This window comes from Citrobacter amalonaticus (genome assembly GCF_018323885.1).
GTDB lineage: Bacteria > Pseudomonadota > Gammaproteobacteria > Enterobacterales > Enterobacteriaceae > Citrobacter_A > Citrobacter_A amalonaticus.
Map to the genome: position 1 here is coordinate 2945829 of NZ_AP024585.1, position 26336 is coordinate 2972164.

The following is a 26336-nucleotide window of genomic DNA, read 5'->3' on the forward strand; positions in this document are numbered from 1 at the left end:
ACCCTAATTGTCTTACCAATTGATGTCAGAAACAAGAAGAAATCTTATAAAAAGCGGTGCTAAATTTTGTAGTTAACCCAATGAAATCATAAATATTTTTCGAAGATGAAAAAACGGTAGCAACATTCCGGGCATATCTGCATCACCGCGTCGAATGTTAACTACCGTTATGTGTTTTTACGATCTGACGGACCGTCGATTCTTTAAACTTACTCGCTAAACAACTTCTCAATGCCTTTACGGAACTTCGCCCCTTCTTTCAGATTGCGCAGTCCGTACTTCACAAACGCCTGCATGTAGCCCAATTTTTTACCGCAGTCGTAGCTGTCGCCGGTCATTAGCATGGCGTCAACGGATTGTTTTTTCGCCAGTGCTGCAATTGCATCGGTCAACTGGATACGGCCCCAGGCGCCCGGTTCGGTTCTTTCGAGTTCGGCCCAGATATCCGCTGAGAGGACATAACGCCCTACCGCCATCAGATCGGAATCCAGCGTTTGCGGCTGATCCGGTTTCTCAATAAACTCAACAATGCGACTCACCTTGCCTTCATTATCCAGCGGATCTTTCGTCTGGATGACGGAGTACTCGGAAAGGTCACCCGGCATACGTTTCGCCAGAACCTGACTACGGCCAGTTTCTTCAAAACGCGCAACCATTGCCGCAAGGTTATAGCGCAGCGGATCGGCACTGGCGGTATCAATAACGATATCAGGCAATACCACCACAAAAGGATTATCGCCAATCGCCGGACGCGCGCAAAGAATGGAGTGACCCAGCCCCAGCGGCTGCGCCTGGCGCACGTTCATAATGGTCACGCCCGGAGGACAAATGGACTGCACTTCCGCCAGCAACTGACGCTTCACGCGTTGCTCAAGGAGTGACTCAAGTTCATAAGAGGTGTCGAAATGGTTCTCAACGGCGTTTTTAGACGCGTGTGTGACCAGGAGGATTTCTTTGATCCCTGCAGCTACGATTTCGTCAACGATATACTGAATCATGGGTTTGTCGACGATCGGCAGCATCTCTTTGGGAATTGCCTTGGTGGCAGGCAACATGTGCATACCCAGACCCGCTACCGGTATAACTGCTTTCAAATTACTCATTATTTCATCCACCTGTAAAATGGTTGCTGAATTATAGCCTTTTGACTCGTTTTAGCCAGCATGAATTAGTTAGAGGAAATCATCGCTGCTTTGTCACTGATGCTACGCCGGTCACTGATAAATTGCAGTAGCCATAATCTTAAGTATGGACCGATTTCGCCAGGAATGGTCGCAAATTCACCCCCTCCCCTCCGGTAAGCGGAAGTTGATCGCATCAACGTTCACCACATGATGGTTTATGCGGTCTATATCCACTGAGCTTTGCCCCTTCTCATTCACCGCATGTACGTTTGCCAACGACAGCAGCGTGTCGTCTTTCGCCATAAACTTACCGCGCACGTCTTTGCGCAGATCAAAGTGCATCTTCAGCGCCGGTCCCGTTGCTGACTCTTGCATCACCTTGATATTGCGCAGAAAAAGATGCTGCGGCTGATTATGCAACTCCAGCGTCGCGCGTTTCATCTCGATATTAGTCAGTGCAACGAAGGAGGTGGCATTACCCGACGATATTTGAATGCCGCGCAATTTATATTCAAGCTGCGTGTTATCAAGGGAGATATGGTTGAGTTTGAAATTTTGCGGGATGGAGAGATATTTCCCTTTGACCACGCCATAGCCAATGAGCATCCCGGCACTGTTAACCATATCGACATTATCAATCACAAAATTATCGCAACCGTAAATGGCAACCGTCGCATTGTCGATGCCGGCCTTCTTGCTGAAATCCGGGGTGATGTTCTTCGCCTTCACATTGCGAATCACAAAATGTTTGCCGTTCTCGACATGCACCAGTTGCCGACAATCTGATCCGGTAATGTTGGCGACCACAAAATTTTTAACCGTCTGCTGCTCCGGATAGGTGTTGTCGTAGGTGCTCCCCGCAAGCCCAATGCCAATCCCCCAGTTAATCTTGCCGTTGGTACAGTTGATCCGTTCAATGACGTGGTCAGAAATCAGGATATTGCGATCGTTAATAGCGACATTCCATTCGATGGCGTCACCCTGCAAATCGCTGAAACGACAGTGGGTAATACGCGCGCCATCAACCTGATTGTGGAATCCCTGACGCAGAATCGCATAGTTGGCCTGGGTCACGGTGAGATTATCGATGACCAGATTGCGCATCACGCGCGGCTTTTTCCCGCCGATATAAATTTGCGTCACCGGCCCGAAACCACTCATCGTAAGATCGGTAATCGCGCAGTCGGAACCGCGAACATCCAGCGTAATATTGTGCAGGCTCCCCCCCTTCTCGCCAGTGACCTGACATCCCTCCTGCAACACAAAGCGACCACGCCCATTACCGCTCAGGCGGCCCAGCACATGCAGCGTTTTTCCCGGTGGGATAAAAATGCCGGTATTGATGTTCTCGCACACCAGTCCCGCTGGCACCACCACGGTCTCTGCGTCGCTGAAGGCCTGTCGAAAGGAGGCAATCCAGTCTTTCGCATTGTAATCCTGAATATTGACGGTTTTGCGGGACGCAACGGCGCGGGCAAAAGGTGAATGGAGGACAGGAAGTACGGCAAGCGCGGAGCTTGCCGTCAGGAAGGTACGTCGGGAGAGTGTTTTCTCTGGCATACAACCTCGGTTTACATCGTTTGCAGCAGGCTGGCCAACTGACGATTGATCACCTGCTGATTAAAATCATGTTCAACTTTTTCACGCGCGCGCTGGATGATGGGTTCCAGCGTCTGGTGATCAAGTTGGCTGAACAACGCGAGCTGTTGCGCCAGCGCATGGGCGTCGTTTTCCGGTACCAGCCAGCCGGATTCCCCGGCATCCACCAGCTCCGGGATCCCACTGTGAACGGTAGAGACCACCGGGATCCCCACCGCCATCGCTTCCATCAACGCAACGGGAATGCCTTCCATGTCGCCATCCGTGCCGGTAATTGACGGCAACAGAAAGACATCCGCGTTATCCAGCATCGTTTTCACTTCATGGCTGGGCTTAAATCCCGGCATCTCAATCACATCATCGAGCTGATACTGCTCAATCAACGTGCGCAATCGCCGCTCCCAGGGACCCATACCCAGAATGCGATAACGAAACGCCACACCCTGCTCTTTCAACTGGCGGCAGGCCTCTATCGCCACATGCAGTCCTTTTTTCTCAGTCAGTCGCGCAACAGAGATAATCTCCAGCGGCGTACCGGGTGCTTTCACTGGCCGGTGCGTAAAGCGCGTCATATCCACGCCCATCCGCGAAACGGCAATCTTCTCCGGTGGACAGCCCATACTTTTCAGCCTTCCAGCCCAGAGATCGCTAATCGGCAACATCAGATCGCCACGACGGAACAATTGCTGGTACTCCGGCGTGTAATGGTTAAGAACTTCCCGACTGGAAATATCAATACCGTGAAAAATCGTCGCAATCTTGCCCTGAATAACGCCCAGCTCACGCAGCTTCGCCGCCGTTACGCCCGCCGGACCAAAGTGGGCGATAAAGACATCCGCACGCAGGGGTTGACTTATCTGCGCACAGATTGATGAGAGGATCAGGTTACGTGATTCATCGCCGTAGCGAGAGAAGTTGAGCGATTTCCACGTCGTCGCCCGGTGCAGTCCTGACAGCGTTTTCACTGCCCGAGTGCGCAGCTTTGCCAGACGTCCCGGCGGCTCGTCCTGTAGCCAGCGCGTTCTGGCCGCCAGGCCATATTTTTCCCAGGCGGCATGCGTATTTTGCGTGTCACCTTTTTGCAGGGCGACAATCTCAACGTCAAAACCCATGTCGATAAACGCGGTAATCTGGTTGAGGACGAAGGTTTCCGACGACAGCGGAAATTTCAGTAAAAAAAAGCTGACCTTCATTTCCCCTCCCCGATGCGCGTTAACACCGACTCCACCATACGGTATCCCTGTTCACGCTCGCGACGCACCGCCTGCGCAAGACGCTCATTGATCTGCGGCAACTGTCCGAGCGTATCCGCCACCATCGCTTGCAGACTGCCATCCAGCAGATGACGGATATCTATCGCCATCTCCGGCATCCCCAGTTGCTGCATGATGCCCGCCGATTTGTGCTCGTAATTAATCGCAATAGCAGGCGTCGCGAAGTTCATCGAGATAATGGCGGAATGCAGGCGTGTGCCAACCGTCAGGTCGCATGCGCCGAGGATCTTGCCCATTTCCAGATCATTGAGTTCATCCATCACCACGTGGTAACGCGCCGGGTCGCTGACGTACTGGCGCAGATTCAGCGCCACCATGCGGTCATCTTTGTTATAGCTGTCAATGCCGGTACAGGTAGACAGTGCGATAACCTGATAGCCCTCATCCAGAATGCGGTTGACCACACCGGCGAAGGCCTTCTCATAAGCCTCCTGCGTGGTGCCCAGGCGTTTATCAAACGGCGCCAGTTCTCGCAGAGTAATTGCCACCGTTTTCTGCTGCGCCGCTACGCTCAGCCAGTGTTGAACGGCATAGCCCGGCGTAAAATCTTCATCATGATGATCCACCAGCCAGGCGGTATCCACGCCGTGCTCCACTTTTTCGGTGGTGATTTCACTGCGTTTCATCAGTTCCAGGCTGACCGACTCCCGCAGGATCAGTGCATCACAGTGGCCGAAAACATAGTTGGCCAGTTGATTAAATTGCGGATCCTGGAACGGACCGACGCTGTGACCAACCATGTACAGTGGTTTTTTCGCCATAAAGGTACACAGCGCGTGTTCAAACTGCGGAACACCGTACAAGTCGACGAAGAATGAACCGCCCACCTGAACGATAGCGTCATAACCCGAAAGCAAACGCACGAAATCGGTAAAACCCTGAGCAATCGCGATATTGCGCAGCTTGCCGGTATCGGTAACGCGGGAAAGCAGCACCTGATGCTGATAGCGACGACGGAGGATTTTTTTCACCCGCCCCACTACGCCAGCCGCGCTGTTGTGCTGTTTCATCTGTAAAAAGAGCGGATCGCCCATCACCGGACGGTTCAAAAGCCAGGACGAACTCACCGGGTAGCGGCTCATCACATCCACTTCCGCGTCAGGCTCGAGGCGGTGAATGGCGTCCAGCAGACCACGTAAAATCGCACTGTCGCCACGGTTGCCGCAGGTATGGTTGCCCAGAATCAATAATTTCATTTCACCCTCTTAAAATCGTTGCCATCCGGCAAAACTTATCCTGCACGAAGCAAGGTTTTCATTTTTTCGCTGCGACAAAACTGGCGCTTCATCTCCACCACCAGCGGATGGCGTGAGAGCACGATCATCACCGCGAACGCCAGCGCACCGGCGGCAATCTGCGTCGCCAGCAGCACACCGAGCGACAGATGTCCCTGTAACGCGATACCCAGACCGTAGCTCACCGCCAGCGTCGGCAATGAGAGATAGAACGGCAGCCACAGGCTCAGAATGTACTGGCGGTAGCTGGAACCCAGCACCGGTTTGATCATCACGAAATAGCTCAGAATGGTGTTGATAATTTGCACCAGCAGGAAGCCCAGCGTCACGCCAATTGCGCCCGCCATCTGCCCGCCGACAATAATCGCCGGAATAAAGAGAAACGTTTTGAAGACGTTAAATTTAAAACTGATGTCTACCCGCGCTTTCGCCATGAGCAGCGAACCAATCGGATTACCAACCGAGCGCAGCAACCCCACCACGCACAGCAGTTGCAGCACAGGAATGATGCTGTTCCACTTCTCGCCAAAGACCCACGGCACAAAATTATTAGCAACCACCATCAGGCCCAGCAATGCCGGGAAGTTGATAATGCCCACCACGGAAAGCAGTTTGTAGAAGTTCACGCGCAGCTTCTGGGTGTCGTCCTGAATTTTGGCAAATGCCGGAAACAGCACGCGGGTGATGATGGGGTTGAGCTTCATCGGCGGCACCACTGCCACGTTATACGCCAGGTTATAGCCCCCTGCGACGCCGGCACCGAGAATACGCGCCAGCACCAGCGTGGAAAGGTTGGTGTTGACGTAGTTGATGATGCTGTCCGCCGTCAGCCACGCACCAAAGCGCAAATTCGACGAAACGGACGCCAGCGAAAAGTGCAGACCCGGACGGTAGATCTTGCGGCCAAAATAGCCAAACAACAGCGTGCGCACCGCGCTATTTACCAGGTAACCGAGTATGGCCGTCATCGCCAGCGGCCAGAAATGCGCGCTGACAACGGTAAACGTAAAGCCTGCCAGTACAGCGCTGGTTTCAATCATCCCAATCTTGTTGAACTCCAGCTCTTTCTGCATCAGCGCGCGGAACTGCTGCCCGTGCGGGATCACCACAAACGCCAGCGACAGCGTTTTAATCAGCGGCGCCAGATCCGGGTTATGCAGCACATTGCTAATCACATCGCTAAGCAGGAAGACCGCCACACAGACGATGATTCCCAACCCGACATTCAGCCAGTACAGCGTGGTCAGCTCAAGATGGTTTATCTCCTTGCGTTGAATAATGGAGTTGGCAATACCGAAGTCAGACAGCGTATCGGCCAGCGCAATGATCACCAGCGACACGGTCAGCAGGCCGAACTGGTGGTTATCGACGATCCGCGCCAGTACCGTCATCTGGATAAGGCCAAGGCTGATAATGATCACCGTGGCAATCGCCGACCACTTCGCGCCGCTGATGGTTTTTTCACGTAAGCTCATGACCGTTCCTCAGTACGCCGCTTTGTTAACAAAGCCCTTAAACACCGTCAGAAAAACGATCTTGATGTCGAACCACACGCTCCACTCGCGGATGTACTCCAGATCGTACTCCACGCGTTTTTCCATTTTCTCCAGCGTGTCAGTTTCACCGCGCCAGCCGTTGATTTGCGCCCAACCGGTGATCCCCGGCTTCACCTTGTGGCGCAGCATGTAGCCTTCAATCAGTTGACGATACTGTTCGTTATGCGCCACCGCATGCGGACGCGGCCCGACGATAGACATGCCACCGGTCAGCACATTAATAAACTGCGGTAGTTCATCCAGCGAGGTACGACGCAGGAAATTCCCCACTCGGGTGACGCGCGGATCGTTCTGCGTCGCCTGTGTGACGACCTTGTCGTTTTCCATCACCTTCATTGAGCGGAATTTCCACACGTTGATCGGTTTACCGTCCATGCCATAACGGGTCTGACGGAAGATGATCGGCCCCGGCGAACTCAGCTTCACCGCCAGCGCAATGCAGCACAACACCGGGGAGATCAGCAGCAGGATCAGCGACGCCAGCACAATATCTTCCGCACGCTTAAGCAGACGGTTGATACCCGACAGCGGCGTGTCATACAGCGGCACCACCGGCACGCCACTCACTTCTTCGATGCGGGAATGCAGAATGTTAAAGGTAAACACGTCCGGAATGAGGATCACCGAACAGGTAGTATCCGCCAGTTCGCGCACCAGTTTTTTCACCCGCGCGCCGTCGCACATCGCCATCGCAATGTAGACGTTATGGATGCGTGACGCTTTCGCGTCTTCAACCAGTTGTTCGAGGTTACCTGCCCAGTCAGAGGTAACGCCGCCCGGTTTCGGATCGTGATAAACGCCAACTACCTCAAAACCTAACCACGGTTCGTTGCGGAAGCTATCGAGCAGCGCCCGTCCGGCAGGCAGATCGCCTGCGACGGCCACCCGGCGCGTGTTGTAGCCACGGTTGCGCAGCCATCCTGCACCGATGCGAATAAACGATCGGCAGAAGACCAGTCCGACGCTGGTCAGCAGATACCACGCCAGCCAGACCGCGAGGCGGTTATCGAAATCCTGATTGAATGCCACCAGACCGGCGCTAAAGACGAGGCTCAGCGTCCAGTTTTGCAGCAGGAGAGTCAGTTCAGTGGAAATTTTGACGCCGCGCCATGAGCGATAGAAATCGGTTATGCCACCCAGCATCTGGAAAACAACCAACGTGATCAGCGCCACCAACAGGTGCATATACAGGAAAGGCAGTCCACTGACTTCGCAGACAACCCACAGCCCGCCAAACATGATGGTGATATCTGAAAAGCGTTGCACCATAGAGATTAACGATGCATTGGTTTTGGCCCGTTCGCGCTTTTTTAGATTTGTCATCGTTGTTCCTGTTATTAGCCCCTTACCCGCCAGCGGGTAAGGGAAGATCTGACCTTACTGATTCAGTAACGCCAGCAGAGTGCGCGTTCGCGCTTCCATCAGCGGAATATCGCCGCGTGACTCCACGTTCAGGCGTACCACCGGTTCGGTGTTGGAGGAGCGCAGGTTGAAACGCCAGTCGACGAACGACATGCTGATCCCGTCGGTTCTGTCCACCGCCAGCGCCTCGCTGGCAAAGTGTTGTTCCACCCGAGAAATCGCTGCCGCCGGTTCCTCCAGCTTGCTGTTGATTTCGCCGCTCGCCGGGAATGCCGCCATCCGGTCTCGTACCAGTTCACCCAGTGACTGTCCCTTCAGACACACCAGTTCCGCCACCAGCAACCACGGGATCATTCCGCTGTCGCAGTAAGCAAAATCACGGAAATAGTGGTGGGCGCTCATCTCGCCGCCGTAGATGGCGTCTTCGTGGCGCATCCGCTCTTTAATGAAAGCGTGACCGGTTTTCGACATCACCGGCGTGCCGCCCGCCGCTTTCACCACATCCACCGTGTTCCAGGACAGACGCGGGTCGTGAATGATTTTGGCGCCCGGCTGTTTTTCGAGGAACGCTTCCGCCAGCAGGCCGACAATGTAGTAACCCTCGATGAACTGGCCTTTCTCGTCGAACAGGAAGCAGCGGTCGAAATCACCGTCAAAGGCAATCCCCATATCCGCGCCATGTTCAATCACCGCATTGCGGGTATCGGCGCGACACTCCGGCAACAGCGGATTAGGAATGCCGTTCGGGAAGTTGCCGTCCGGGGTGTTATGCACTTTGATCAATTCTACCGGCACGCCCAGCGCCTGAAAGCGCGCGTCGATGGCGTCCACCACCGGGCCTGCCGCGCCGTTACCGGAGTTGATCACCAGCTTCAGCGGGGTGAGGTTTTTAACATTGATGTAGCCGAACAGATGGTCGATATAGGCATCACGCAGGGAGATTTGCTTATAGCTTCCGCGCTGCGCGGGGTTCACCGGCGGAAAGTCATTGGCCTCGGCCAGACGCTGCACGTCACGCAGACCGGTATCGCCACTGATGGGACGCGCGCCTTCGCGCACCAGCTTCATGCCGTTGTAGTCCATCGGGTTGTGGCTGGCGGTGACTTCAATCCCGCCGTCCACGCCAAGGTGGAAAGTCGCGAAGTAGATCTCTTCGGTGCCCGACAGGCCGATATCCAGCACGTCAACGCCGGCATCCTGCAACCCTTTTGCCAGCGCCAGCTTCAGCGCCTCACTGGTCAGACGCACGTCGCCGCCCAGCACAATGGTTTTCGGCTTCAGAAATTCGCCGTAAGCGCGACCAATCCGCCACGCAATCTCTTCATTCAGCTCTTCGCCCAGCCTGCCGCGAATATCGTAGGCTTTGAAACAGGTTAATTTTGTCATGTTTTTACCCTTATTCAGGCAACAGTTGTCCCTCTCCGGACTGGAGATATTTTTTGTAAAGTACATAACCATTAGATTTCGCGTTGCAGGAAGGCGGCGACTGCGCGTATCCCCGGGAGCTTAGTCAACGAAGTGACCGGGGTGCGTAAAGGAAGCCAACGCATCTGCGGCGCGAAAGATGATGGTTAGGGCGTCACACCCGGCCGTAGCGATCCTCAAACCGCACCACATCATCCTCTTCGAGGTAAGAACCCGAGCGCACTTCAATCAGATCGAGTGGAATTTTCCCTGGGTTTTCCAGACAGTGGGTGGCTCCCAGCGGAATGTAGACAGACTCGTTTTCACCGAGCAGTTTGATCTCACCGTCAATGGTTACTTTAGCGGTACCCGCCACCACCACCCAGTGTTCGGCGCGGTGGTGGTGCATCTGTACCGACAGCCCTTCCCCTGGTTTCACGGTGATGCGTTTGACCTGATAGCGGTCACCGGCGTCGATGGAATCATATTTCCCCCACGGACGGTACACTTCGCGGTGAATATGGTGCTCGTGGCGGCCATCGGCTTTGATTTGTTCAACCACTTTTTTGACGTCCTGCACCGCGTTACGGTCGGCAATCAGCACCGCGTCTTTGGTCTGCACCACCACCAGGTCTTTCACGCCGACGGTGGTCACCAGTCCCGATTCGGCATAGACGTAGCTGTTTTCCGTTTTATGGCTGATGACGTCGCCGTGATGGACGTTTCCCTCGGCGGTATGGGCGCTGATTTCCCACAGCGAGGACCAGGAGCCGACATCGCTCCAGCCCGCATCCATCGGCATCACCACCGCATCCGCCGTGCGTTCCATTACTGCGTAATCGACAGATTCTTCCGGACACGCCAGGAACGATGCTTCATCCACGCGAATGAAATCGAGATCCGGATCGACCACGCTCATCGCGTTTTCGCAGGCTTCCAGGATATCGGGACGGTATTTTTTCAGCTCTTCCAGATAGCGTCCGGCGCGGAACAGAAACATCCCGCTGTTCCAGTAATAATCACCGCTGGCGACATAGGCCTGCGCTGTTTCCAGACTCGGTTTTTCCACAAACTGCGCAACGTCAAACGCCACGGCATCGTTAACGCCGGGGGTGACATCGCCACGACGGATATAGCCGTAGCCCGTTTCCGGCAGATCCGGAACGATACCAAACGTGACCAGCTTTCCGGCTTCGGCGTACGGCATTGCGTTGCGCACCGCGTCGCGAAAGGCCTCTTCGTTGGCAATCACGTGATCTGCCGCCAACACCAGCATCAGCGGGTCGCAGTCCGGACTGTGACGTTTTGCCGCCAGCGCCGCTAATGCAATGGCCGGCGCGGTATTACGTCCCGCCGGTTCAAGAATAATGTTCTCCGTCAGTTTATTAAGCTGACGCAATTGCTCCGCGACGATAAAACGGTGCTGCTCATTGCAGATCACCACCGGACTTTCGCACTCCACGCCGTTAAGACGACAAATGGTCGTTTGCAGCATGGTGAGATCGCCTTTCAGGCACAGGAACTGCTTAGGATAAAGTACACGGGAAAGCGGCCATAAGCGGCTACCGGAGCCACCGGCCATCACAACCGGATAGAGTGTTGTCTGACTCATAATTTAATCCCGAATATCATTCATAAATTGACGTAGCACATTCTCTTTATCGAGCGTGCGTTCGGCATATTCACGTGCCACCGTGTTGTTTTTTGGCATGGTGAGCGCCATCGTTATCCCTGCCACCAGCGCATCGACCGATTCCGGCTCAACGCACACCGCAATGCCTGCATAGCGGTCGCAAAGCTGGCCGAGTTCCGTCTCAGGTTCTGCGGTAATCACCGCATTGCCGCCCACCGCCAGAATATTGGTCAGCTTGGAGGGCAGAACGGCATCCGCCGCCCCACGTTTTTGCACCACCAGGTGGCAATCGCCCATCTTCAATAGCGCAGGTAGCGCCTCGTAAGGCTGCAACGGGAAAAACAGAACGTTGCGCAGACCGCGCTCGCGGGCCATTTTCTCCAGACGCGCTTTGCCGCCGCCCTGCCCGACGATAGCGAAAACCAGCGGCTGCTCACGCAGTTGTTCCGCCGCCGCAATCACGTTTTCCAGCCCTTGCTTCTCGCCGATATTGCCGGAGTAAAGAATGATTTTTTTGTCATCCGGCAAACCAAGCTGTTGGCGGAGGCTGATAACCTCGTCATCGTTAACATTCTGAAAACGGGCGACTTCTGACCAGTTAGGGAAGAAGATCACTTTCTCTGCCGCCACCCCTTTCGCCTGGGCTTTATTCATCATTGAGCGGGAGATGGTGGAGACATTGTCGACGTTATGCAGACCGCTACGCTCGAAAGCGGTCGCCAGCTGTGCCACTTTGCCGGTTTTACCGTTGCCTGCCAGACCGAGCCCCAGCATCGCATCGACTTCATAATCCTGAATGTGCAGCAGCGTGCGGGCGCCTGAGAGTTTCGCCAGCAGCCGCATTCCCGGCGTACAAAACAGCGTGGGCACCACGCCAATAATGCGATCCGGCTTCCAGCGACGCTGCGCCATCAGCGGGAAAAAGCTGCTGAGGGCGAAGCTGCCCAGATGCAGTAATCGTTTCAGTGTTGACGGCTGCTTTGGCACATACAGTGGGCAGCGCCAGACAGTGGCATCCCCCTCTTCCCGGCGATAGCGCCAGGCTGAATAGCGCTCGCCCACTTTCCACTGCGGGTAATACGGCGGCGCGGTGATAACCCGCACGTCATGGCCTTCGCGCGCCATCCACTCCACCATTTCACCGGTGTATTTACCGATGCCGGTTAACTCCGGTGAGTAGTTGATGCCATACACAAGGATCCTCATAATCCCAGCGCCTTAGCCTGACATTCCGGCAAAAAATACGCCCGACTGTTGTCATGGACGTTGTCGCTAGTCAGCAACGCCGCGGGCGTCAGCCAGCAGTAAGCGCCGTGCTGCGCGTCAGGCAGAGGCAAATCATGCGCCTGCACCCGCAGACGGAAACCGAGCACGATGTAATGCGTTGAGAAGTCTTCACCGGAAAAGTTGTCGTCATAGAAATGCTGCCAGACGCCATAAAACTCCCCGGCAGACAGCGGCAAACGTAGCCCCAGTTCGGCTTCGGTCAGGCGTTCGAAGGCCGCACTCAGCGGCTCATCTTTTTGCACCCGGCCACCGGGCACGAACCAGAAGCCCTGCGCCGGTCGGTTCAGTCGTTTACCCAGCAGAAATTCCCCCTGCGCGTTTTCCACGATCAAATCGAGGGAGACAAGCGGCGTGGAACGCACGACGGTAGCAAAATCTTCCTGACGTAAAAACATGTTTACCCCCGGAACCGATGCTGATTCTCAAGGAACCACTGATATGTGCTGGCAAGGCCCGCTTCCAGTGAGATCTCGTGATACCAGCCCAGCTGATGCAAACGGGTCACATCCAGCAGTTTTCGCGGCGTACCGTCCGGCTTCGTCGCGTCAAATACCACGCGGCCCTTGTAGCCCACAACCTGAGCGATGGTCTGCGCCAGTTCGCGAATGGTGCAATCCACGCCCGTACCGACGTTAATGTGCGACAGCATCGGCTGGGTGTTCTCCTGCCAGACTTCGCTGTCCAGTTCCATCACATGGATGCTGGCGGCGGCCATATCATCGACGTGCAGAAACTCACGCATCGGCGTCCCGCTGCCCCACACCACCACGTCCGCCGCATTCTGCATGGTCGCTTCGTGGAAACGACGCAGCAACGCCGGGATCACGTGCGAATTGCTCGGATGGAAGTTGTCATGTGGACCATACAGATTGGTCGGCATCACGGAACGATAGTCGCGCCCGTACTGGCGGTTGTATGACTCGCACAGTTTGATACCGGCAATCTTGGCAATGGCATACGGCTCGTTGGTTGGTTCCAGCGTGCCCTGCAACAGTTCACTCTCCGCCATCGGCTGTTTTGCCAGTTTGGGATAGATACAGGACGAACCGAGGAACAGCAGCTTATTCACGTTATGCAGATGCGCGGCGTGAATGATGTTGCTTTCCATCATCATATTTTCAAAGATGAAATCGGCCGGATACGTGTTATTGGCAACAATACCGCCCACCTTCGCCGCCGCCAGATAAACCTGATCGATACGCTCAGTGGCAAAGAAATCCAGCACTGCCTTGCTGTCCAGCAGGTTCAGCTCATCGCGGGTGCGCAGCACCAGCTCCACATCACCACGCTGCGCAAGCTGGCGGGCAATCGCGGAACCCACCATTCCGCGATGACCAGCGATAAAAATACGTTGTTTGCTCATTCTCAGGACTCCAGCGCGATGGCAACCTCGTAGCCATGAGATTTCAGCAGGGAGTGTTTCTTCGCCGCTTCCAGATCTTTAGCGACCATCTCGGAGACCATTTCCTGCAACGTAATTTCCGGTTTCCAGCCCAGCTTCTCATGCGCTTTGCTCGGGTCACCCAGCAGGGTTTCCACTTCTGCCGGACGGAAGTAGCGCGGATCAACGGCCACAATCACATCACCCGGTTTCACGCCTGGCGCGTCATGACCGGTGACAGAAACCACAATCCCTTTCTCTTCCACGCCTTCGCCTTCAAAGCGCAGTTTGATCCCCAGCTGGGCCGCCGCCATTTCGACGAACTGACGCACGGAGTACTGCACGCCGGTCGCGATCACGAAGTCTTCCGGCTGTTCCTGTTGCAGCATCATCCACTGCATTTTGACGTAGTCTTTCGCATGGCCCCAGTCACGCAGGGAATCCATGTTGCCGAGATACAGGCAGGACTCCAGCCCCTGAGCGATGTTAGCAATCGCGCGGGTGATTTTACGGGTGACGAAGGTTTCGCCACGACGCGGCGATTCATGGTTAAACAGGATGCCGTTACAGGCGTAGATACCATAGGATTCACGGTAGTTGACGGTGATCCAGTAGGCGTAAAGTTTGGCGACCGCATACGGCGAGCGCGGGTAGAATGGCGTGGTCTCTTTTTGCGGGATTTCCTGCACCAGACCGTACAGCTCAGAGGTCGATGCCTGATAGAAACGGGTTTTCTTTTCCAGACCGAGGAAGCGGATGGCTTCCAGCAGACGCAGCGTTCCCATCGCATCCACATCGGCGGTGTATTCCGGCGATTCGAAGGAAACCGCAACGTGGCTCATCGCACCCAGGTTGTAGACTTCATCCGGCTGCACTTCCTGCAGAATACGCGTCAGGTTGGAGGAGTCCGTCAGATCACCGTAGTGCAGATGGAATTTCGGGTTGCTCGCATGGGGATCCTGATAGATGTGATCCACGCGCTCGGTGTTAAATGAAGACGCACGACGCTTAATACCGTGAACCTCATAACCTTTTTCCAGCAGAAGTTCTGCCAGGTAAGAACCATCCTGCCCGGTAACGCCGGTAATGAGAGCGACTTTAGACATTTTATTACCTCTTAATTATTCCCTAAATCGTTCGGGTTATAGCAAGGCGGTGACGCCGCTTATCCAGGAGCTTACAGAAGTAAGTGACCGGATAATCAAGGAAAGCCAACACTGCTACAACCCGAAACATGACGGGGAAACTGATTACTTTTCAACGCGTTCGCGTATCACAACTGCGGGATTGCCACGGCAAATCATATTTGCCGGTAGCGATTTAAAAACACTGCTGCGCGCACCAACGACAGTGCCATCGCCTATCGTGACGCCTGGCGCCACAAACACATCCGTTGCCAGCCAGCATTTATCGCCAATCACAATCGGGGTGGCGTTAATATCAAAATGCGCGCTGGTATGATCGTGACTGCCGGTACACAAATAGCTTTTCTGCGAAACCACCGCATGGGCACCAATCGTAATATCGCCGAGCGTATATAAATTGACGTCATCCCCTACCCAGGCATAATCACCAATGGTTAATTTCCACGGATAGGTAATTTTCACCGACGGTCGAATGACTACGTTTTTTCCTATTTTCGCGCCAAACAGACGGAGCAAAAAAGCGCGCCAGCGATATAACACCTGCGGTGACCAGGAAAATAATGTTGCCTGTACGGCCCACCACAATTGCACTTTAATTACATTTCCGCCACGAAATCCTTTCGGTACGGAGAAACCACGTAAATCCTGCATCATTAATCCTTATATTTCAGGCTTTGTTATATAAGGCTTTCGTTTTACCCGTCGTACGTAAGCGTAATAGCTTCGATAATTCAGCCCAAAAACCCGGCACGCGTAATATCTGACGCTGCACTTTTTTGGCGTCTTCGCATAATTCCAGATTATTCGTCGTTGACACGCCGCCCATTGAAAATTCAGAGACCAGACCGTCCAGTTTTTTAAAGTCATAACCTTCTTTATACAATCTGGCGGCCAGCGCATAATCCGATGACACTTTATATTGCAGGTCGTAGTGCCAGACTTTTAGTCCCGCCAGCGGGAAAAAGATTGCCTGATGGCTGGCCGGCAGGCTGTGATAGATATACCAACCGGGTTTCGCGCTACGCTTCGTTTTATGACCATCGCCAAAATCGAGCAGCGCATCGCCGGTAATCATCACGTCATCTTTTTGTGTCTGTAACTGACGTACAACGTGGGCGACATCCGGATGAAAGATATCGCCGGAGTTAAGGAACAGCGCGAACTTGCCACGCGCCATTTCAATGCCCTTGTTCATCGCATCATAGATGCCGTTATCCGGTTCGCTGACAAAACGTAAGTGGTAGTTACCGCAGAGGTTTTCCAGAAATTCTTGCGTACCGTCATTTGAACCGCCGTCCACCACGATCCACTCAAAGCGGATGTCGGTCGCCTTCGCCAGATGCGCCAGCGACGCATGGGTTTTGACGATGCCGTCCAGATTGCGAAACGCGACGGTGATAATACTGAGCAGCATAGAATTAACCTCATCATACTTTTGTCATATTCAGCGCCTTGCGCAAAATAAACGGACAAACGATTAAAAATGCATATTCCGGGCTAAATATCGAACCGGTAAAAAACAGTGACACCGGTGTAAAAAGATAAAGTTGCACCCGAAAATTCCGATTATCGCCAAATGCATTTAACGTCATTTTTAAGATTTTCCACATGTACCACAGCGTCATTAACACCGCGAACCAGGAAAAATAAATAATCAGCAGATACAAACCATTGTCTATTGTTTTCCCGACATCTGCACCGTTAAAGATTCCGAATGATGCGACATATTCATAAAGTGAGCCAAATCTGACGACGCCATCAATATGGGTTAAAGAATAACCGACCATCACTAACGGACCGACAATACGATAATAAGAAGACGACCCTTCCGTTCCTAAATCTCCAAGACGTGTGGAGATATAAGGAAATGCAAATATCACCCCTACTAAAAACACGGCTAATGAGATTATCGCCAGCGGCAGTTTTTTCTTTATCGCATCCTTATTCAGATACTGGAACGCCCATTCCAGCAGGTAAAACAGGATAAATGTCATTACCCCTGAAAACGATCCTGATAATATTATCCCTGCCAGAATCATAGCATCGGTTTTAGGCGTTTTGATACCAAACTGTTTGATGCTGAGCCAAATTGAGATTAAGGCCAGAGCAAAAAATGCCGGTTCGAAATAGAGCGCGGTGGTTCGCTTGCCGCCAAATTTAATAAAATTCAACACATAGCTATTGCTGTAAATAAGGTACTTCGAAATGCTTTCCATCAGGCTACTGCCGCCGGTCAGGATAATTTGCGCCATTTCCGCCGCCGCCAGCACCACCACCAGCGCCACCACCAGATAGAAAAAGCGCAGGATCTTACGGTAGTTATGCGGTGAGATGGTTTTGAAGCGAATGCTCCAGACCATACCGATAATGATCACGATATAGACAAACAGCATCGTTGAGGTGACGTATTTGCTGGCGTCCAGAGACTGACCGAACAGATAGTTAAACGCCGTCAGCCCTGCTCCAATCCCTAATGCAATCATCAGTTTCTTAATGCTGATTCGTTCAACGTACAGCAGCAGTAAAACGGGTAAAAAAGTGACAATAGTGATGGGGAAACTTTCGCCCAGTTGGGCAATTTTGACGTTGACCAGCAGGTAGATCAGCGGCAGCAGCAGATAGCTACAGATTCTGATAGAACGAGACATATTCCTCCAGCATCTGTTGACCACTGTACGCCGCACGACTGCGCTCGCGGAAGGCGCTGAGCGAGGTACCAAAAACCGTCTGCGCGATGTCAGTTTTGTTCATCTGCACCAGTGACAGCACCTCTTCAGCGGCAAACGTTTTTCCGCCCGCCTTGCGCAGCACTTCCTGCGCCGCGTCGCTGTGGGTGGCGATCACCGGCACGCCGATTGACAACGCTTCACATAAAATCAGTGGATAGTTATCCACGCGGGAGCTGAACACCAGCGCGTCCATCTGGTTGAGCGCGCTCATCAGTTTGCGTTTGTCAGTTTCGAAGCCGTGATTCACCACGTTTGCCCCGTCAAACGGCGAGAATTTGCCAAAGGTATGCAGTTCAACCTTATCGCCCAGCGCTATCATGTCGCGCACCAGACGCTGATTGGTTTTTCCGTCATAGCGCAGGTCATGAGCCACAATCGCAATTTTCGGTTTCCCCGGGGTCTCATTGACCGGAGACAATTCTGCCAGAATCGCTTCGGTCGCCACATCGATCCCATTATTGATAATGCGGCAGCGCCCCGCGCCGTACAGGCTGTTAAACGCATCGGCAACGTGTTGGCTTGGAGAGATAAACTGGCAACCCAGCGCCAGCATCTGGCGGAACAGTTGGCGTTTTCCATTGACCAGGTTATGCGCGCGGTCAACGTTCACCGGCGGATAATTACTCAGCGTCGGGCATTTCTGGCAGCCGGTTTTCCACCCCTCGCAGCCGTCGGTAAAGGCGCAGCGCCCGGTCACACTCCAGTGATCGTGCAGTGTCCAGACCAGCGTGACGTCCGGCTTGTGGTTTTTCACCTTTTCGCAGAACGCTACCACGTCAGCCAGATTCAACCAGTAGCTGTGCAGAACGTGAAAATGCAGCACTAGCGGGCCTGACGTGCGGGTCACGGTACGATAGAGATTGTTCAGATTGCCAAACAGATCGCGATTGAACAGGCGAAACAGGGCGATATTAGCCACTGATGTCAGACGCGGCGTCTGTTTGATGACATGAGGATAGTGGCTATGGCTGACGCTCTTTTTCCCGCCCTTGCCGTAGCCGTAAATAAATTGCGAAGTCAGCCCTTTTTGCAGTGCGCGCTGATGCAGATCTAATGCCACTCCAGCCGCACCACCTTCCGCCAGTCGCACATTAAATTGCACAATATTCATTTAATTACCTTCACCCGGGCCTTCTCGCCCACCACCAGCGCATTGTCCGGGATGCTGTCGAGCACCACGCTGCCTGCGCCAATCGTCACGTTATTTCCGATGCGGATGTCACCCAGCACGATCACGTTGGCACCCAGTTCGACGCCGTTGCCTATCACCGGACAGGCCAGGCTGTCAGCACCACGATTGCCGATAGTGACGCCATGACGAACCGTGAAATCGTCACCGGCCACCACGTTTTTGTTAATCACCACGGCGTAACCATGATGAATGGTGAAGCGCCGTCCGATGGTGGCCGCCGCCTGGATTTCATAGCCGAACAGGCATTCGGTTATCAGCCGATACAGCACCAGCACCGGCGCGGCCCACAGATTGTTCAGCACGTTTTTTTTGCGCCAGACGGAGCAGAAATGAGCAACCCGGTAGGCCAGCACCATGCAGCACGGGCGCAGGCTCCAGCTGTTAGCACGGATATCTTCCAGCATGCTTAACGTCCTCGCAGCCCGTCAGCCAGACGCTTGCCGTTGCGCAGTGAAAACAGCGTCAGCAACGTGCGCCAGGTCATGCGCTTATTGCGGATCTGGTAGAGCGTAAACAGCTGATATTTCTTACTGGCGCGGTCAAATTTATCTTTATGCTTGCGGTAAAAATGGAAGTAGCCAGAGAATTTCTTCGGCGACGAGGTGATCTGCATTTCGCCATGATTAACGTGCAGGATCTGCGTCGCCTCCTCCACCTTCCACGGTTCGCCATACTCCACCACCATCCGCAGAAAGATGTCGTAATCCTGCGCGGCTTTCAGTTCGGTATCGAACAGGCACTCTTTAAACCGCCACGCCCAGGTAAAAACCTGATTGCCAATGATGTTGCGTTTATAGAACAGGTGGCGCGAGTAAGGGGATTTCGGATACAGCGGCAGGCTCGCCGGCTGCGAGTAAACTTCGCCTTCGCAGACATAATCGTTGGCGTACAAAAAAGCGTGAGTCACCAGTTGATGTTTATGGGCAAGGAACACGCTCAAACGGTTTGGCGTCCACTCATCATCATCATCAATACCGGTGATGTAATGCCCTTGCGCCTGGACGATGGCCTGATTACGCACCGCGCAGGCGCCAGAGTTGATCTCATTATGGGTGTAACGTACGCGCGGGTCGTTTAATCCCTCAACAAACTGCTGTAGCTGTTCATAAGAGGAAGAGCAATCATCAACAATGATCATCTCCCAGTGGGGATAGTCCTGACGCAGCACCGATTTAATTGCCCGAATGGCGAGCTGCTGCCGGTTCCAGGTTGGCATATAAATGGAGATCAGCGGATTTTCTGTATTCATGCTCTTTTCCCAGGAAGTGATGCCGGAGGGCCCAACGTGTAGGCCACTCACGATTTTTTATTTTGTGTCGGACTTGTATTCGTACTCGTAGTACCCGTAATCCTGATACCCGGTGGCGCGCCGGAAGATGGAGTTAAGGATCACCCCTTTCACCTGAATGCCGTTTTGCTCAAAACGGCTCAGGCTGGTTTCCACCTCTTTCAGGGTATTGACGGCATAGCGAGCGACCATCAACGTCGTGCCTGCGTGACGTCCGACAATCGCGGCGTCGGTGACGGCCAGGATTGGCGGCGTATCGATCAGCACCAGGTCATAGTGGCTACTCGCCCAACGCAGCAGTTCAGCAAAGCGTTCGCTCATCAGCAGCTCAGACGGGTTTGGCGGTACCTGACCGCGCGGTACAAGGTCAAAATTAGGAATGGACGTCGGTTTCGCGCAGGAGGCGATATCCCCTTTGCCGACCAGAATCTCGGACAGACCGTTGACGTTATTGGTGCCGAGCAGTTCGTGGGTATAGCCTTTACGCATATCGCAGTCGATCAGCAGTACACGCTTGTTGGTCTGGCTGATCACCGCCGCAAGGTTGGCGCAGACAAAGGTCTTCCCGATAGACGGGCTAACCCCGGTGAGCATCAGGACATTGTTTTGTGCCTGCATCATGGCGAAGTGGAGGCTGGTGCGCAGGCTGCGCACGGCTTCAATCGCCAGATCGGTCGGGTTACCCACTGCCAGCAGTTGGCTCTGCTTGTAACGCTTAACACCCTTAATGGTCTTGACGCTATCCCGCGCTTTCTGCCATTCCGACAGCGGAATGCTGGCGTATACGCTGATGCCATTCTCTTCCAGCACCTGCGGGCTTTCGATACCGCGGTTGAGCAGTGAACGCAGCAGCACACCAACGATAGAGAGCATCAGGCCCAGAATGATGCTGCCGAGAATGATCAGCGCTTTCTTCGGCTTCAGCACGCCAGGCTGGGCAATGGCCGGGTCAACGATCCGCACGTCACCCACGGTGCTGGCCTCGGTGATCTTCAGCTCCTGCTGTTTGTTCAGCAATTGCATATAGACCTGCTGACCCGACTCAACGTCACGCGTCAGGCGCACAATCTCCTGCTGCGTTTTCGGCATCGCCGTCACGCGCCCGTTCAGTTTGGCTTTTTCATCTTCCAGCGCCTGACGTTTTTCCAGCAGCGTGCGGTACGCCGGGTGCGCTTTGGTGAAGAGTTTCGAGATTTCCGCTTCTTTAAAGGTCAGTTCGTTAAGCTGCGCATCAATGTTAACCATTGAGTCCAGCACGGCTTTCGCTTCCAGCGGCAAATCGACGGAGTCTTTATCCTGACGAAACGCATTGAGTTTATTCTCTGCCACGTCCAGATGCTGGCGCACTTCCGGCAACTGTTTCGCCAGGAAGGCCAGGCTTTTCGCCGCCTCGGCAGATTTGCGCTCAACGTTCTGTTCCAGATAATTTCGGGTAATGCTGTTGAGAATGTCGCGGATCTGATCGCGGTCTTCGCCAGTAAAGCTCAGGCTGAGCACGCCGGTATCTTTGCCGTTTTCGACTACCGTCAGGTTGTTTTGCAGGTTATTGATCATCCCCAACGTGGAGAATTTGGTGACAGTAAATTCCGTGTCCGGTCGAGCATGAATTTCACTGACTACTATCGTGACGCCGTCTTTGCTCAGCGTCTGCCCGACCTGTCCGCGCGCGCTGAAGCCGCCGTCGCTGGTCAGTTGGTAGTCTTTGTCACTCAGCACCGTCAGGGTGAAGGTCTGCTCGTTCATCCCTTTCGGCAGGGTAAAGGTGGTGACTTTTGCCGATTCATTCTGTCGCCCCATCAGCCGTTCCCAGCCCGCGCCGAACAGCGGGAAGGTGTTTTTGGTGACCGAAATATCCAGATCCAGATCGTCCACCGTTTTGCCTAATACCAGACGCGACTGGATGAGCTGAATTTCCGCTTCCGAAGCCGGCGGCTTGTTGGATAACGCAGAGCCGATATCCTGCACCAGCGAGTTGCCGGTGTTTTGTTCAATCTGTACCAGCGCATCCGCACTGTAGATCGGCGTGGCGAAGAGTGTGTAAATCACCGCGCATAACGCAAAGACCGCCGTAATGCCCAGCACCCACCAGCGCGCTTCAATAACGGTTCCCACCAGACGACCGATATCGATCTCATCATTGCCCGTTACCGGTGCGGCAGACTGTTTTACTTTTTCTGTCATTATTTTACCTGCTCTGCGTTCAATGCCTGCGCCCACTGGCGAGCAGACCGTTCAAGTAAGGCGTACACCGCTTCAAACGCCTCACGGCTTTTACGATACGGGTCGGGAATTTCGCGTTCATCGTCCCAGTGCCCGAAAAGCATGACCTTGCCACGCATCTCGGGCGCCAGTTCGTGCAGAGAGGCGATATGTCTTTTTTCCATCGCCAGGATCAGGTCATAGTCCCGGCACAGCCGCCCGGTGACCTGACGCGCGCAGTGTCCTTCCAGAGAAAGATCATGACTTGCCGCCACGCTCACCGCTGAAGCGTCAGCGCCTTTTCCCACCAGCGCGCCCAGACCGGCGGATTCCACCGTTATCTGCGGGTGATATTGTTTAAGCAAACGCTCTGCCGTCGGGGAACGGCAAATGTTCCCCACGCAAACCACTAATATTTTGTTAAACATGACGATTACCAGTTATGAAGGTCGCTGGCCGTATCCGTCATGTAACGGACACCGCTGATGGTCGGCAGCAACTGATTGATCAGACGGTTCCAGCGCGCGACCGGTGCGGTGGTGACATACACCACGTCATACGGCTGCAGACGGAATTCCGTCGCCATGACCAGAGAGGTCGCATCAGACATATCGAGCTGATAGATGTTGGCAATCTTGCCGCCAGGGCCTTTGCCTTTCAGCGGCCGGATCACGAAGATGCCGCTGGCGTTGGAGGTGGTCAGATCGATGCCTTCGGCGTTACCCAGCGCTTCGGTCAGCGTCATGCCGCTGAAGTCCATTTTGAGGGTGCTCTGTTTTTTCACTTCACCCATCACGAACACTTTCAGGTCGTCATTGCGCGGCACATAGAGAATATCGCCGGGATAAAGCAGACGGTTCTGGCTGAGATCGCCGTTTTGCATCAGCGCCTGCAGTGAAATGCGTTGTTCTTTACCTTTGTGCGTCAGCACCACGTTGCGCCAGTCAGCCACTTCCGTCAGGCCGCCGGCGGCGTTAATGGCGTCCAGCACGGTCAACGGCACGTTGGTGATCGCCTGCTGCCCGGATTTATTCACCTGCCCGGAGATGTAGGCTTTTTGCGAACGGAAAGCGGCGATATTAACGTCCACCTGCGGGTCAGCAATGTACTTCGCTAAGCGCCCGGTAATATCACTACGGATTTCTGCCAGGGTTTTTCCGACCACGCTGACCTTGCCGATGTACGGGTAAAACATGGTGCCATCGGGCTGAACCCAGTTACCGGTATCGCTGGAGCTACGGTATTGGCCCGCAGGCGTAGTGAGTTCCGGGTGATCCCAGACGGTCACGCTCAGCACATCCCCTGCCCCGACACGGTACTCATAGCTGGCGAGCTCCTGGTCCAGCGACATATTCGGCTGGGCGACATTCGGGCGCGGGCGTAATTGTTCTACCAGTCGTGGCGTGAGTGGATACACGTTCACCATCCGGTCGAGATCAAAGTCAGCGTCTTGCTGTTTAATCACGTCTTTGCCCATCGTAGACATATTGCTGCCCGGAAGTACTGTGCAACCGCTTATCAAGGTTACCGACACCAATAATGGCATCAATTTCATTTTGGATTTCATCATTGATTATTTATCACTTTGGCAGAGTAATTATCCTGTGCAATTTAAATAGCGACTTCGCCGTACACATTTACATTGCAGTTAATTGAAAAGAAATTTAACTGGCATCAGTCCTAAAAAAATTGAATTCATCCGTAAGCTATTGACAGAATAATGCAGACTCGTCATCAGGCGTTCAGGCACGCTACCGCCCCTGGCTTTTTAGCTACCAATACACTGATTAGGTTATGTTTTTATAAGCCTTGTTATTTCACTGTTTGTCGTAACAGAGAAAATGTTAAGGCATTCTGAATGTCAGCCATTAATGAACCGGAACCCCACGTAATATATTTACTCGTCCATCATTAACGCTGGAAGAATTGTTACAGCTAACGTAATTGCAGGCAAGGTAACACGCCTGCTATTCTCTGTTTTTAAGATTAATATTAAGCGATATATTGGCCAGATTTTAGGAATTACTTGATGTTGACAGAATCTATTTCCTCTATTCACCCTGCGATATTTCCTAAATAGCTTTTTGCCATATTTAATTATTCCCGACAGAAACTTTATGGTTATTTTCAGCGCAATCAGCAAGGTGAATACATGAGAAATCCCCTCTCGCCATTGCATTTTCCGTCCGCTTTATCCATGATCGAATTGTGACAATTGTCATATAACGAAAGGTATTACATTTACTATGGAATGGATCGCCGATCCGTCAATCTGGGCCGGACTGGTCACGCTGGTCGTGATCGAATTAGTCCTCGGCATTGATAACTTAGTCTTTATTGCCATCCTCGCAGAGAAACTGCCGCCTGCGCAGCGCGACCGTGCGCGCGTGACCGGGCTTATCCTGGCAATGCTGATGCGTCTGCTGCTGCTAGCATCAATCTCGTGGCTGGTCACGCTGACCAAACCGCTGTTTAGCGTGCACGGTCTGAGCTTTAGCGCCCGCGATTTGATCATGTTGTTTGGGGGCTTCTTCCTGTTGTTTAAAGCCACAATGGAGCTGAACGAACGGCTCGAAGGGAAAGACAGCAACAACCCCACTCAGCGCAAAGGGGCGAAATTCTGGGGCGTGGTGGCGCAAATTGTGGTGCTGGATGCCATCTTCTCGCTCGACTCCGTGATCACCGCCGTCGGTATGGTGGATCACCTGGCGGTGATGATGGCGGCGGTGATTATTGCCATCAGCCTGATGCTACTGGCGAGTAAGTCGCTCACCCGCTTTGTGAACAGCCACCCGACCATTGTCATCCTCTGTCTTAGCTTCCTGCTGATGATCGGCTTCAGTCTGGTGGCGGAAGGCTTCGGCTTCCGGATCCCGAAAGGGTATCTGTACGCCGCCATTGGCTTCTCGGTGATGATCGAAGCGTTGAACCAGTTGGCTATCTTTAACCGTCGTCGTTTCCTGTCGGCCAATCACACCCTGCGCCAACGGACGACCGAGGCGGTAATGCGTCTGTTGAGCGGCCAGAAAGAAGAAGCCGAACTGGATGCGGAAACCGCCTCGCTGCTGGTTGACCATGACGACAGCCAGATTTTCAACCCGCAAGAGCGTCGAATGATTGAGCGCGTACTCAACCTCAATCAGCGCACGGTCAGCAGTATTATGACCTCGCGCCATGACATCGAGCATATCGACCTCACCGCGCCGGAAGAAGAGATTCGCTCGCTGCTGGAAAAAAACCAGCATACGCGCCTGGTGGTGACCGGTGGTCACGATGAGGAAGATCTGCTGGGCGTGGTGCACGTGATTGACCTGCTACAACAGTCGCTGCGCGGTGAACCGTTGAACCTGCGGGTATTGATTCGTCAGCCGCTGGTGTTCCCGGAAACGCTACCTCTGCTTCCGGCGCTGGAACAGTTCCGCAATGCGCGAACGCACTTTGCTTTTGTCGTCGATGAATTCGGCTCAGTGGAAGGGATCGTGACGCTCAGTGACGTCACGGAAACCATTGCCGGTAATCTGCCGAACGAGGCGGAAGAGATAGATGCCCGCCATGACATCCAGAAAAACCCGGACGGCTCATGGACCGTCAACGGCCACATGCCGCTGGAAGATCTGGTGCAATATGTCCCGCTGCCGCTTGATGAAAAACGGGAATATCACACCATTGCGGGTCTGCTGATGGAAGAATTGCAGCGCGTGCCGAAGCCGGGAGAAGAAGTCCAGGTGGGCGATTTCCTGCTCAAAACGTTGCAGGTGGAAAGCCATCGCGTACAGAAGGTTCAAATTATGCCTTTACGCAATGAGGATGAGATGGATTACGAGGTTTAATATAAAACAATGCCGGGTGACGAATGTGCCGCCCGGCATATGGCCATTATCCGTTTCCAGGCCGGATTAAGACGCGAAGCGTCGCCATCCGGTACACA

22 protein-coding genes are annotated in these 26336 nt (G+C 53.8%); 1 reads left to right on the plus strand and 21 read right to left on the minus strand.

From position 1 onward, the window contains the following. Window positions 1-209: 209 nt before the first annotated feature. The 21 genes from galF to KI228_RS14190 all read right to left on the minus strand — a co-directional run bounded on the left by galF (window position 210) and on the right by KI228_RS14190 (window position 23978). Window positions 210-1103, minus strand: coding sequence for a UTP--glucose-1-phosphate uridylyltransferase GalF (gene galF / locus KI228_RS14090; protein WP_061069880.1), 894 nt, complete (start codon window positions 1101-1103; stop codon window positions 210-212). Window positions 1104-1280: 177 nt separating this feature from the next. Beyond that, window positions 1281-2684, minus strand: a complete 1404-nt coding sequence (wcaM, locus tag KI228_RS14095) for a colanic acid biosynthesis protein WcaM (RefSeq protein ID WP_061069879.1) — start codon at window positions 2682-2684, stop codon at window positions 1281-1283. Window positions 2685-2695: 11 nt separating this feature from the next. Then, window positions 2696-3916 carry a colanic acid biosynthesis glycosyltransferase WcaL gene (wcaL, locus tag KI228_RS14100; RefSeq protein WP_043000196.1) on the minus strand — a complete coding sequence of 407 codons (1221 nt, stop codon included), beginning with the start codon at window positions 3914-3916 and terminating at the stop codon, window positions 2696-2698. Beyond that, complete coding sequence (gene wcaK, locus KI228_RS14105; protein ID WP_061069878.1) at window positions 3913-5193, minus strand: colanic acid biosynthesis pyruvyl transferase WcaK; 1281 nt, start codon at window positions 5191-5193, stop codon at window positions 3913-3915. The genes wcaL and wcaK overlap by 4 nt, the downstream gene beginning before the upstream one ends. A gap of 35 nt (window positions 5194-5228) precedes the next feature. Further along, window positions 5229-6707, minus strand: coding sequence for a colanic acid undecaprenyl disphosphate flippase WzxC (gene wzxC, locus KI228_RS14110; RefSeq protein WP_061069877.1), 1479 nt, complete (start codon window positions 6705-6707; stop codon window positions 5229-5231). Between the two features lie 9 nt (window positions 6708-6716). After that, window positions 6717-8111: an undecaprenyl-phosphate glucose phosphotransferase gene (gene wcaJ / locus KI228_RS14115; protein ID WP_043000193.1), complete on the minus strand. Its 1395-nt coding sequence runs from the start codon at window positions 8109-8111 to the stop codon at window positions 6717-6719. Window positions 8112-8165: 54 nt separating this feature from the next. Then, the gene (cpsG, locus tag KI228_RS14120; protein WP_043000192.1) at window positions 8166-9536 is read right to left on the minus strand and encodes a colanic acid biosynthesis phosphomannomutase CpsG; all 1371 of its coding nucleotides are present in this window, start codon (window positions 9534-9536) and stop codon (window positions 8166-8168) included. Window positions 9537-9729: 193 nt separating this feature from the next. Beyond that, window positions 9730-11166, minus strand: a complete 1437-nt coding sequence (gene cpsB, locus KI228_RS14125; protein ID WP_043000191.1) for a mannose-1-phosphate guanyltransferase — start codon at window positions 11164-11166, stop codon at window positions 9730-9732. A 3-nt stretch (window positions 11167-11169) separates the two neighbouring features. Beyond that, window positions 11170-12393 (minus strand): colanic acid biosynthesis fucosyltransferase WcaI, encoded by a 1224-nt coding sequence (gene wcaI, locus KI228_RS14130; protein WP_043000190.1) that lies wholly within the window; start codon window positions 12391-12393, stop codon window positions 11170-11172. Beyond that, entirely contained in the window at window positions 12390-12869 is a 480-nt protein-coding gene (locus tag KI228_RS14135; RefSeq protein ID WP_061069876.1) for a GDP-mannose mannosyl hydrolase, read from the minus strand. The genes wcaI and KI228_RS14135 overlap by 4 nt, the downstream gene beginning before the upstream one ends. A 2-nt stretch (window positions 12870-12871) precedes the next feature. Then, window positions 12872-13837 carry a GDP-L-fucose synthase gene (gene fcl, locus KI228_RS14140; RefSeq protein ID WP_043000188.1) on the minus strand — a complete coding sequence of 322 codons (966 nt, stop codon included), beginning with the start codon at window positions 13835-13837 and terminating at the stop codon, window positions 12872-12874. Between the two features lie 2 nt (window positions 13838-13839). Then, on the minus strand, window positions 13840-14961 hold the full coding sequence (gene gmd / locus KI228_RS14145) for a GDP-mannose 4,6-dehydratase (protein WP_043000187.1): 1122 nt from the start codon (window positions 14959-14961) through the stop codon (window positions 13840-13842). A gap of 144 nt (window positions 14962-15105) precedes the next feature. Continuing rightward, a complete protein-coding gene (gene wcaF / locus KI228_RS14150; protein WP_043000186.1) occupies window positions 15106-15651 on the minus strand; it encodes a colanic acid biosynthesis acetyltransferase WcaF in 546 nt (181 codons plus the stop codon). A gap of 16 nt (window positions 15652-15667) precedes the next feature. After that, window positions 15668-16414 (minus strand): colanic acid biosynthesis glycosyltransferase WcaE, encoded by a 747-nt coding sequence (gene wcaE, locus KI228_RS14155; protein WP_043000185.1) that lies wholly within the window; start codon window positions 16412-16414, stop codon window positions 15668-15670. Between the two features lie 13 nt (window positions 16415-16427). Continuing rightward, window positions 16428-17648 carry a colanic acid polymerase WcaD gene (gene wcaD, locus KI228_RS14160; protein ID WP_043000184.1) on the minus strand — a complete coding sequence of 407 codons (1221 nt, stop codon included), beginning with the start codon at window positions 17646-17648 and terminating at the stop codon, window positions 16428-16430. Next, window positions 17623-18840: a colanic acid biosynthesis glycosyltransferase WcaC gene (gene wcaC / locus KI228_RS14165; RefSeq protein WP_061069875.1), complete on the minus strand. Its 1218-nt coding sequence runs from the start codon at window positions 18838-18840 to the stop codon at window positions 17623-17625. The genes wcaD and wcaC overlap by 26 nt, the downstream gene beginning before the upstream one ends. After that, window positions 18837-19325: a colanic acid biosynthesis acetyltransferase WcaB gene (gene wcaB, locus KI228_RS14170; RefSeq protein WP_043000182.1), complete on the minus strand. Its 489-nt coding sequence runs from the start codon at window positions 19323-19325 to the stop codon at window positions 18837-18839. Before wcaB ends, wcaC begins: the two co-directional genes overlap by 4 nt. A 2-nt stretch (window positions 19326-19327) precedes the next feature. Then, on the minus strand, window positions 19328-20170 hold the full coding sequence (gene wcaA / locus KI228_RS14175) for a colanic acid biosynthesis glycosyltransferase WcaA (protein ID WP_044258698.1): 843 nt from the start codon (window positions 20168-20170) through the stop codon (window positions 19328-19330). 57 nt (window positions 20171-20227) lie between these two features. After that, a complete protein-coding gene (gene wzc, locus KI228_RS14180; RefSeq protein WP_043000180.1) occupies window positions 20228-22390 on the minus strand; it encodes a tyrosine-protein kinase Wzc in 2163 nt (720 codons plus the stop codon). Further along, a complete protein-coding gene (wzb, locus tag KI228_RS14185; RefSeq protein WP_043000179.1) occupies window positions 22390-22836 on the minus strand; it encodes a low molecular weight protein-tyrosine-phosphatase Wzb in 447 nt (148 codons plus the stop codon). The genes wzc and wzb overlap by 1 nt, the downstream gene beginning before the upstream one ends. A 5-nt stretch (window positions 22837-22841) precedes the next feature. Then, complete coding sequence (locus KI228_RS14190) at window positions 22842-23978, minus strand: polysaccharide export protein (RefSeq protein WP_043000178.1); 1137 nt, start codon at window positions 23976-23978, stop codon at window positions 22842-22844. A 676-nt stretch (window positions 23979-24654) separates the two neighbouring features. On the opposite strand from KI228_RS14190, the gene KI228_RS14195 reads away from it, so the two are divergent. After that, window positions 24655-26238, plus strand: coding sequence for a TerC family protein (locus KI228_RS14195; protein ID WP_043000176.1), 1584 nt, complete (start codon window positions 24655-24657; stop codon window positions 26236-26238). The last annotated feature ends 98 nt before the right edge of the window (window positions 26239-26336 follow it).

What these genes read in the sequence shown, in the direction of transcription:
- galF (WP_061069880.1), bottom strand. Translation starts at nt 1,103, where the DNA reads ATGAGTAATTTGAAAGCAGTTATACCGGTAGCGGGTCTGGGTATGCAC.
- wcaM (WP_061069879.1), bottom strand. Translation starts at nt 2,684, where the DNA reads ATGCCAGAGAAAACACTCTCCCGACGTACCTTCCTGACGGCAAGCTCC.
- wcaL (WP_043000196.1), bottom strand. Translation starts at nt 3,916, where the DNA reads ATGAAGGTCAGCTTTTTTTTACTGAAATTTCCGCTGTCGTCGGAAACC.
- wcaK (WP_061069878.1), bottom strand. Translation starts at nt 5,193, where the DNA reads ATGAAATTATTGATTCTGGGCAACCATACCTGCGGCAACCGTGGCGAC.
- wzxC (WP_061069877.1), bottom strand. Translation starts at nt 6,707, where the DNA reads ATGAGCTTACGTGAAAAAACCATCAGCGGCGCGAAGTGGTCGGCGATT.
- wcaJ (WP_043000193.1), bottom strand. Translation starts at nt 8,111, where the DNA reads ATGACAAATCTAAAAAAGCGCGAACGGGCCAAAACCAATGCATCGTTA.
- cpsG (WP_043000192.1), bottom strand. Translation starts at nt 9,536, where the DNA reads ATGACAAAATTAACCTGTTTCAAAGCCTACGATATTCGCGGCAGGCTG.
- cpsB (WP_043000191.1), bottom strand. Translation starts at nt 11,166, where the DNA reads ATGAGTCAGACAACACTCTATCCGGTTGTGATGGCCGGTGGCTCCGGT.
- wcaI (WP_043000190.1), bottom strand. Translation starts at nt 12,393, where the DNA reads ATGAGGATCCTTGTGTATGGCATCAACTACTCACCGGAGTTAACCGGC.
- KI228_RS14135 (WP_061069876.1), bottom strand. Translation starts at nt 12,869, where the DNA reads ATGTTTTTACGTCAGGAAGATTTTGCTACCGTCGTGCGTTCCACGCCG.
- fcl (WP_043000188.1), bottom strand. Translation starts at nt 13,837, where the DNA reads ATGAGCAAACAACGTATTTTTATCGCTGGTCATCGCGGAATGGTGGGT.
- gmd (WP_043000187.1), bottom strand. Translation starts at nt 14,961, where the DNA reads ATGTCTAAAGTCGCTCTCATTACCGGCGTTACCGGGCAGGATGGTTCT.
- wcaF (WP_043000186.1), bottom strand. Translation starts at nt 15,651, where the DNA reads ATGCAGGATTTACGTGGTTTCTCCGTACCGAAAGGATTTCGTGGCGGA.
- wcaE (WP_043000185.1), bottom strand. Translation starts at nt 16,414, where the DNA reads ATGCTGCTCAGTATTATCACCGTCGCGTTTCGCAATCTGGACGGCATC.
- wcaD (WP_043000184.1), bottom strand. Translation starts at nt 17,648, where the DNA reads ATGTCTCGTTCTATCAGAATCTGTAGCTATCTGCTGCTGCCGCTGATC.
- wcaC (WP_061069875.1), bottom strand. Translation starts at nt 18,840, where the DNA reads ATGAATATTGTGCAATTTAATGTGCGACTGGCGGAAGGTGGTGCGGCT.
- wcaB (WP_043000182.1), bottom strand. Translation starts at nt 19,325, where the DNA reads ATGCTGGAAGATATCCGTGCTAACAGCTGGAGCCTGCGCCCGTGCTGC.
- wcaA (WP_044258698.1), bottom strand. Translation starts at nt 20,170, where the DNA reads ATGAATACAGAAAATCCGCTGATCTCCATTTATATGCCAACCTGGAAC.
- wzc (WP_043000180.1), bottom strand. Translation starts at nt 22,390, where the DNA reads ATGACAGAAAAAGTAAAACAGTCTGCCGCACCGGTAACGGGCAATGAT.
- wzb (WP_043000179.1), bottom strand. Translation starts at nt 22,836, where the DNA reads ATGTTTAACAAAATATTAGTGGTTTGCGTGGGGAACATTTGCCGTTCC.
- KI228_RS14190 (WP_043000178.1), bottom strand. Translation starts at nt 23,978, where the DNA reads ATGATGAAATCCAAAATGAAATTGATGCCATTATTGGTGTCGGTAACC.
- KI228_RS14195 (WP_043000176.1), top strand. Translation starts at nt 24,655, where the DNA reads ATGGAATGGATCGCCGATCCGTCAATCTGGGCCGGACTGGTCACGCTG.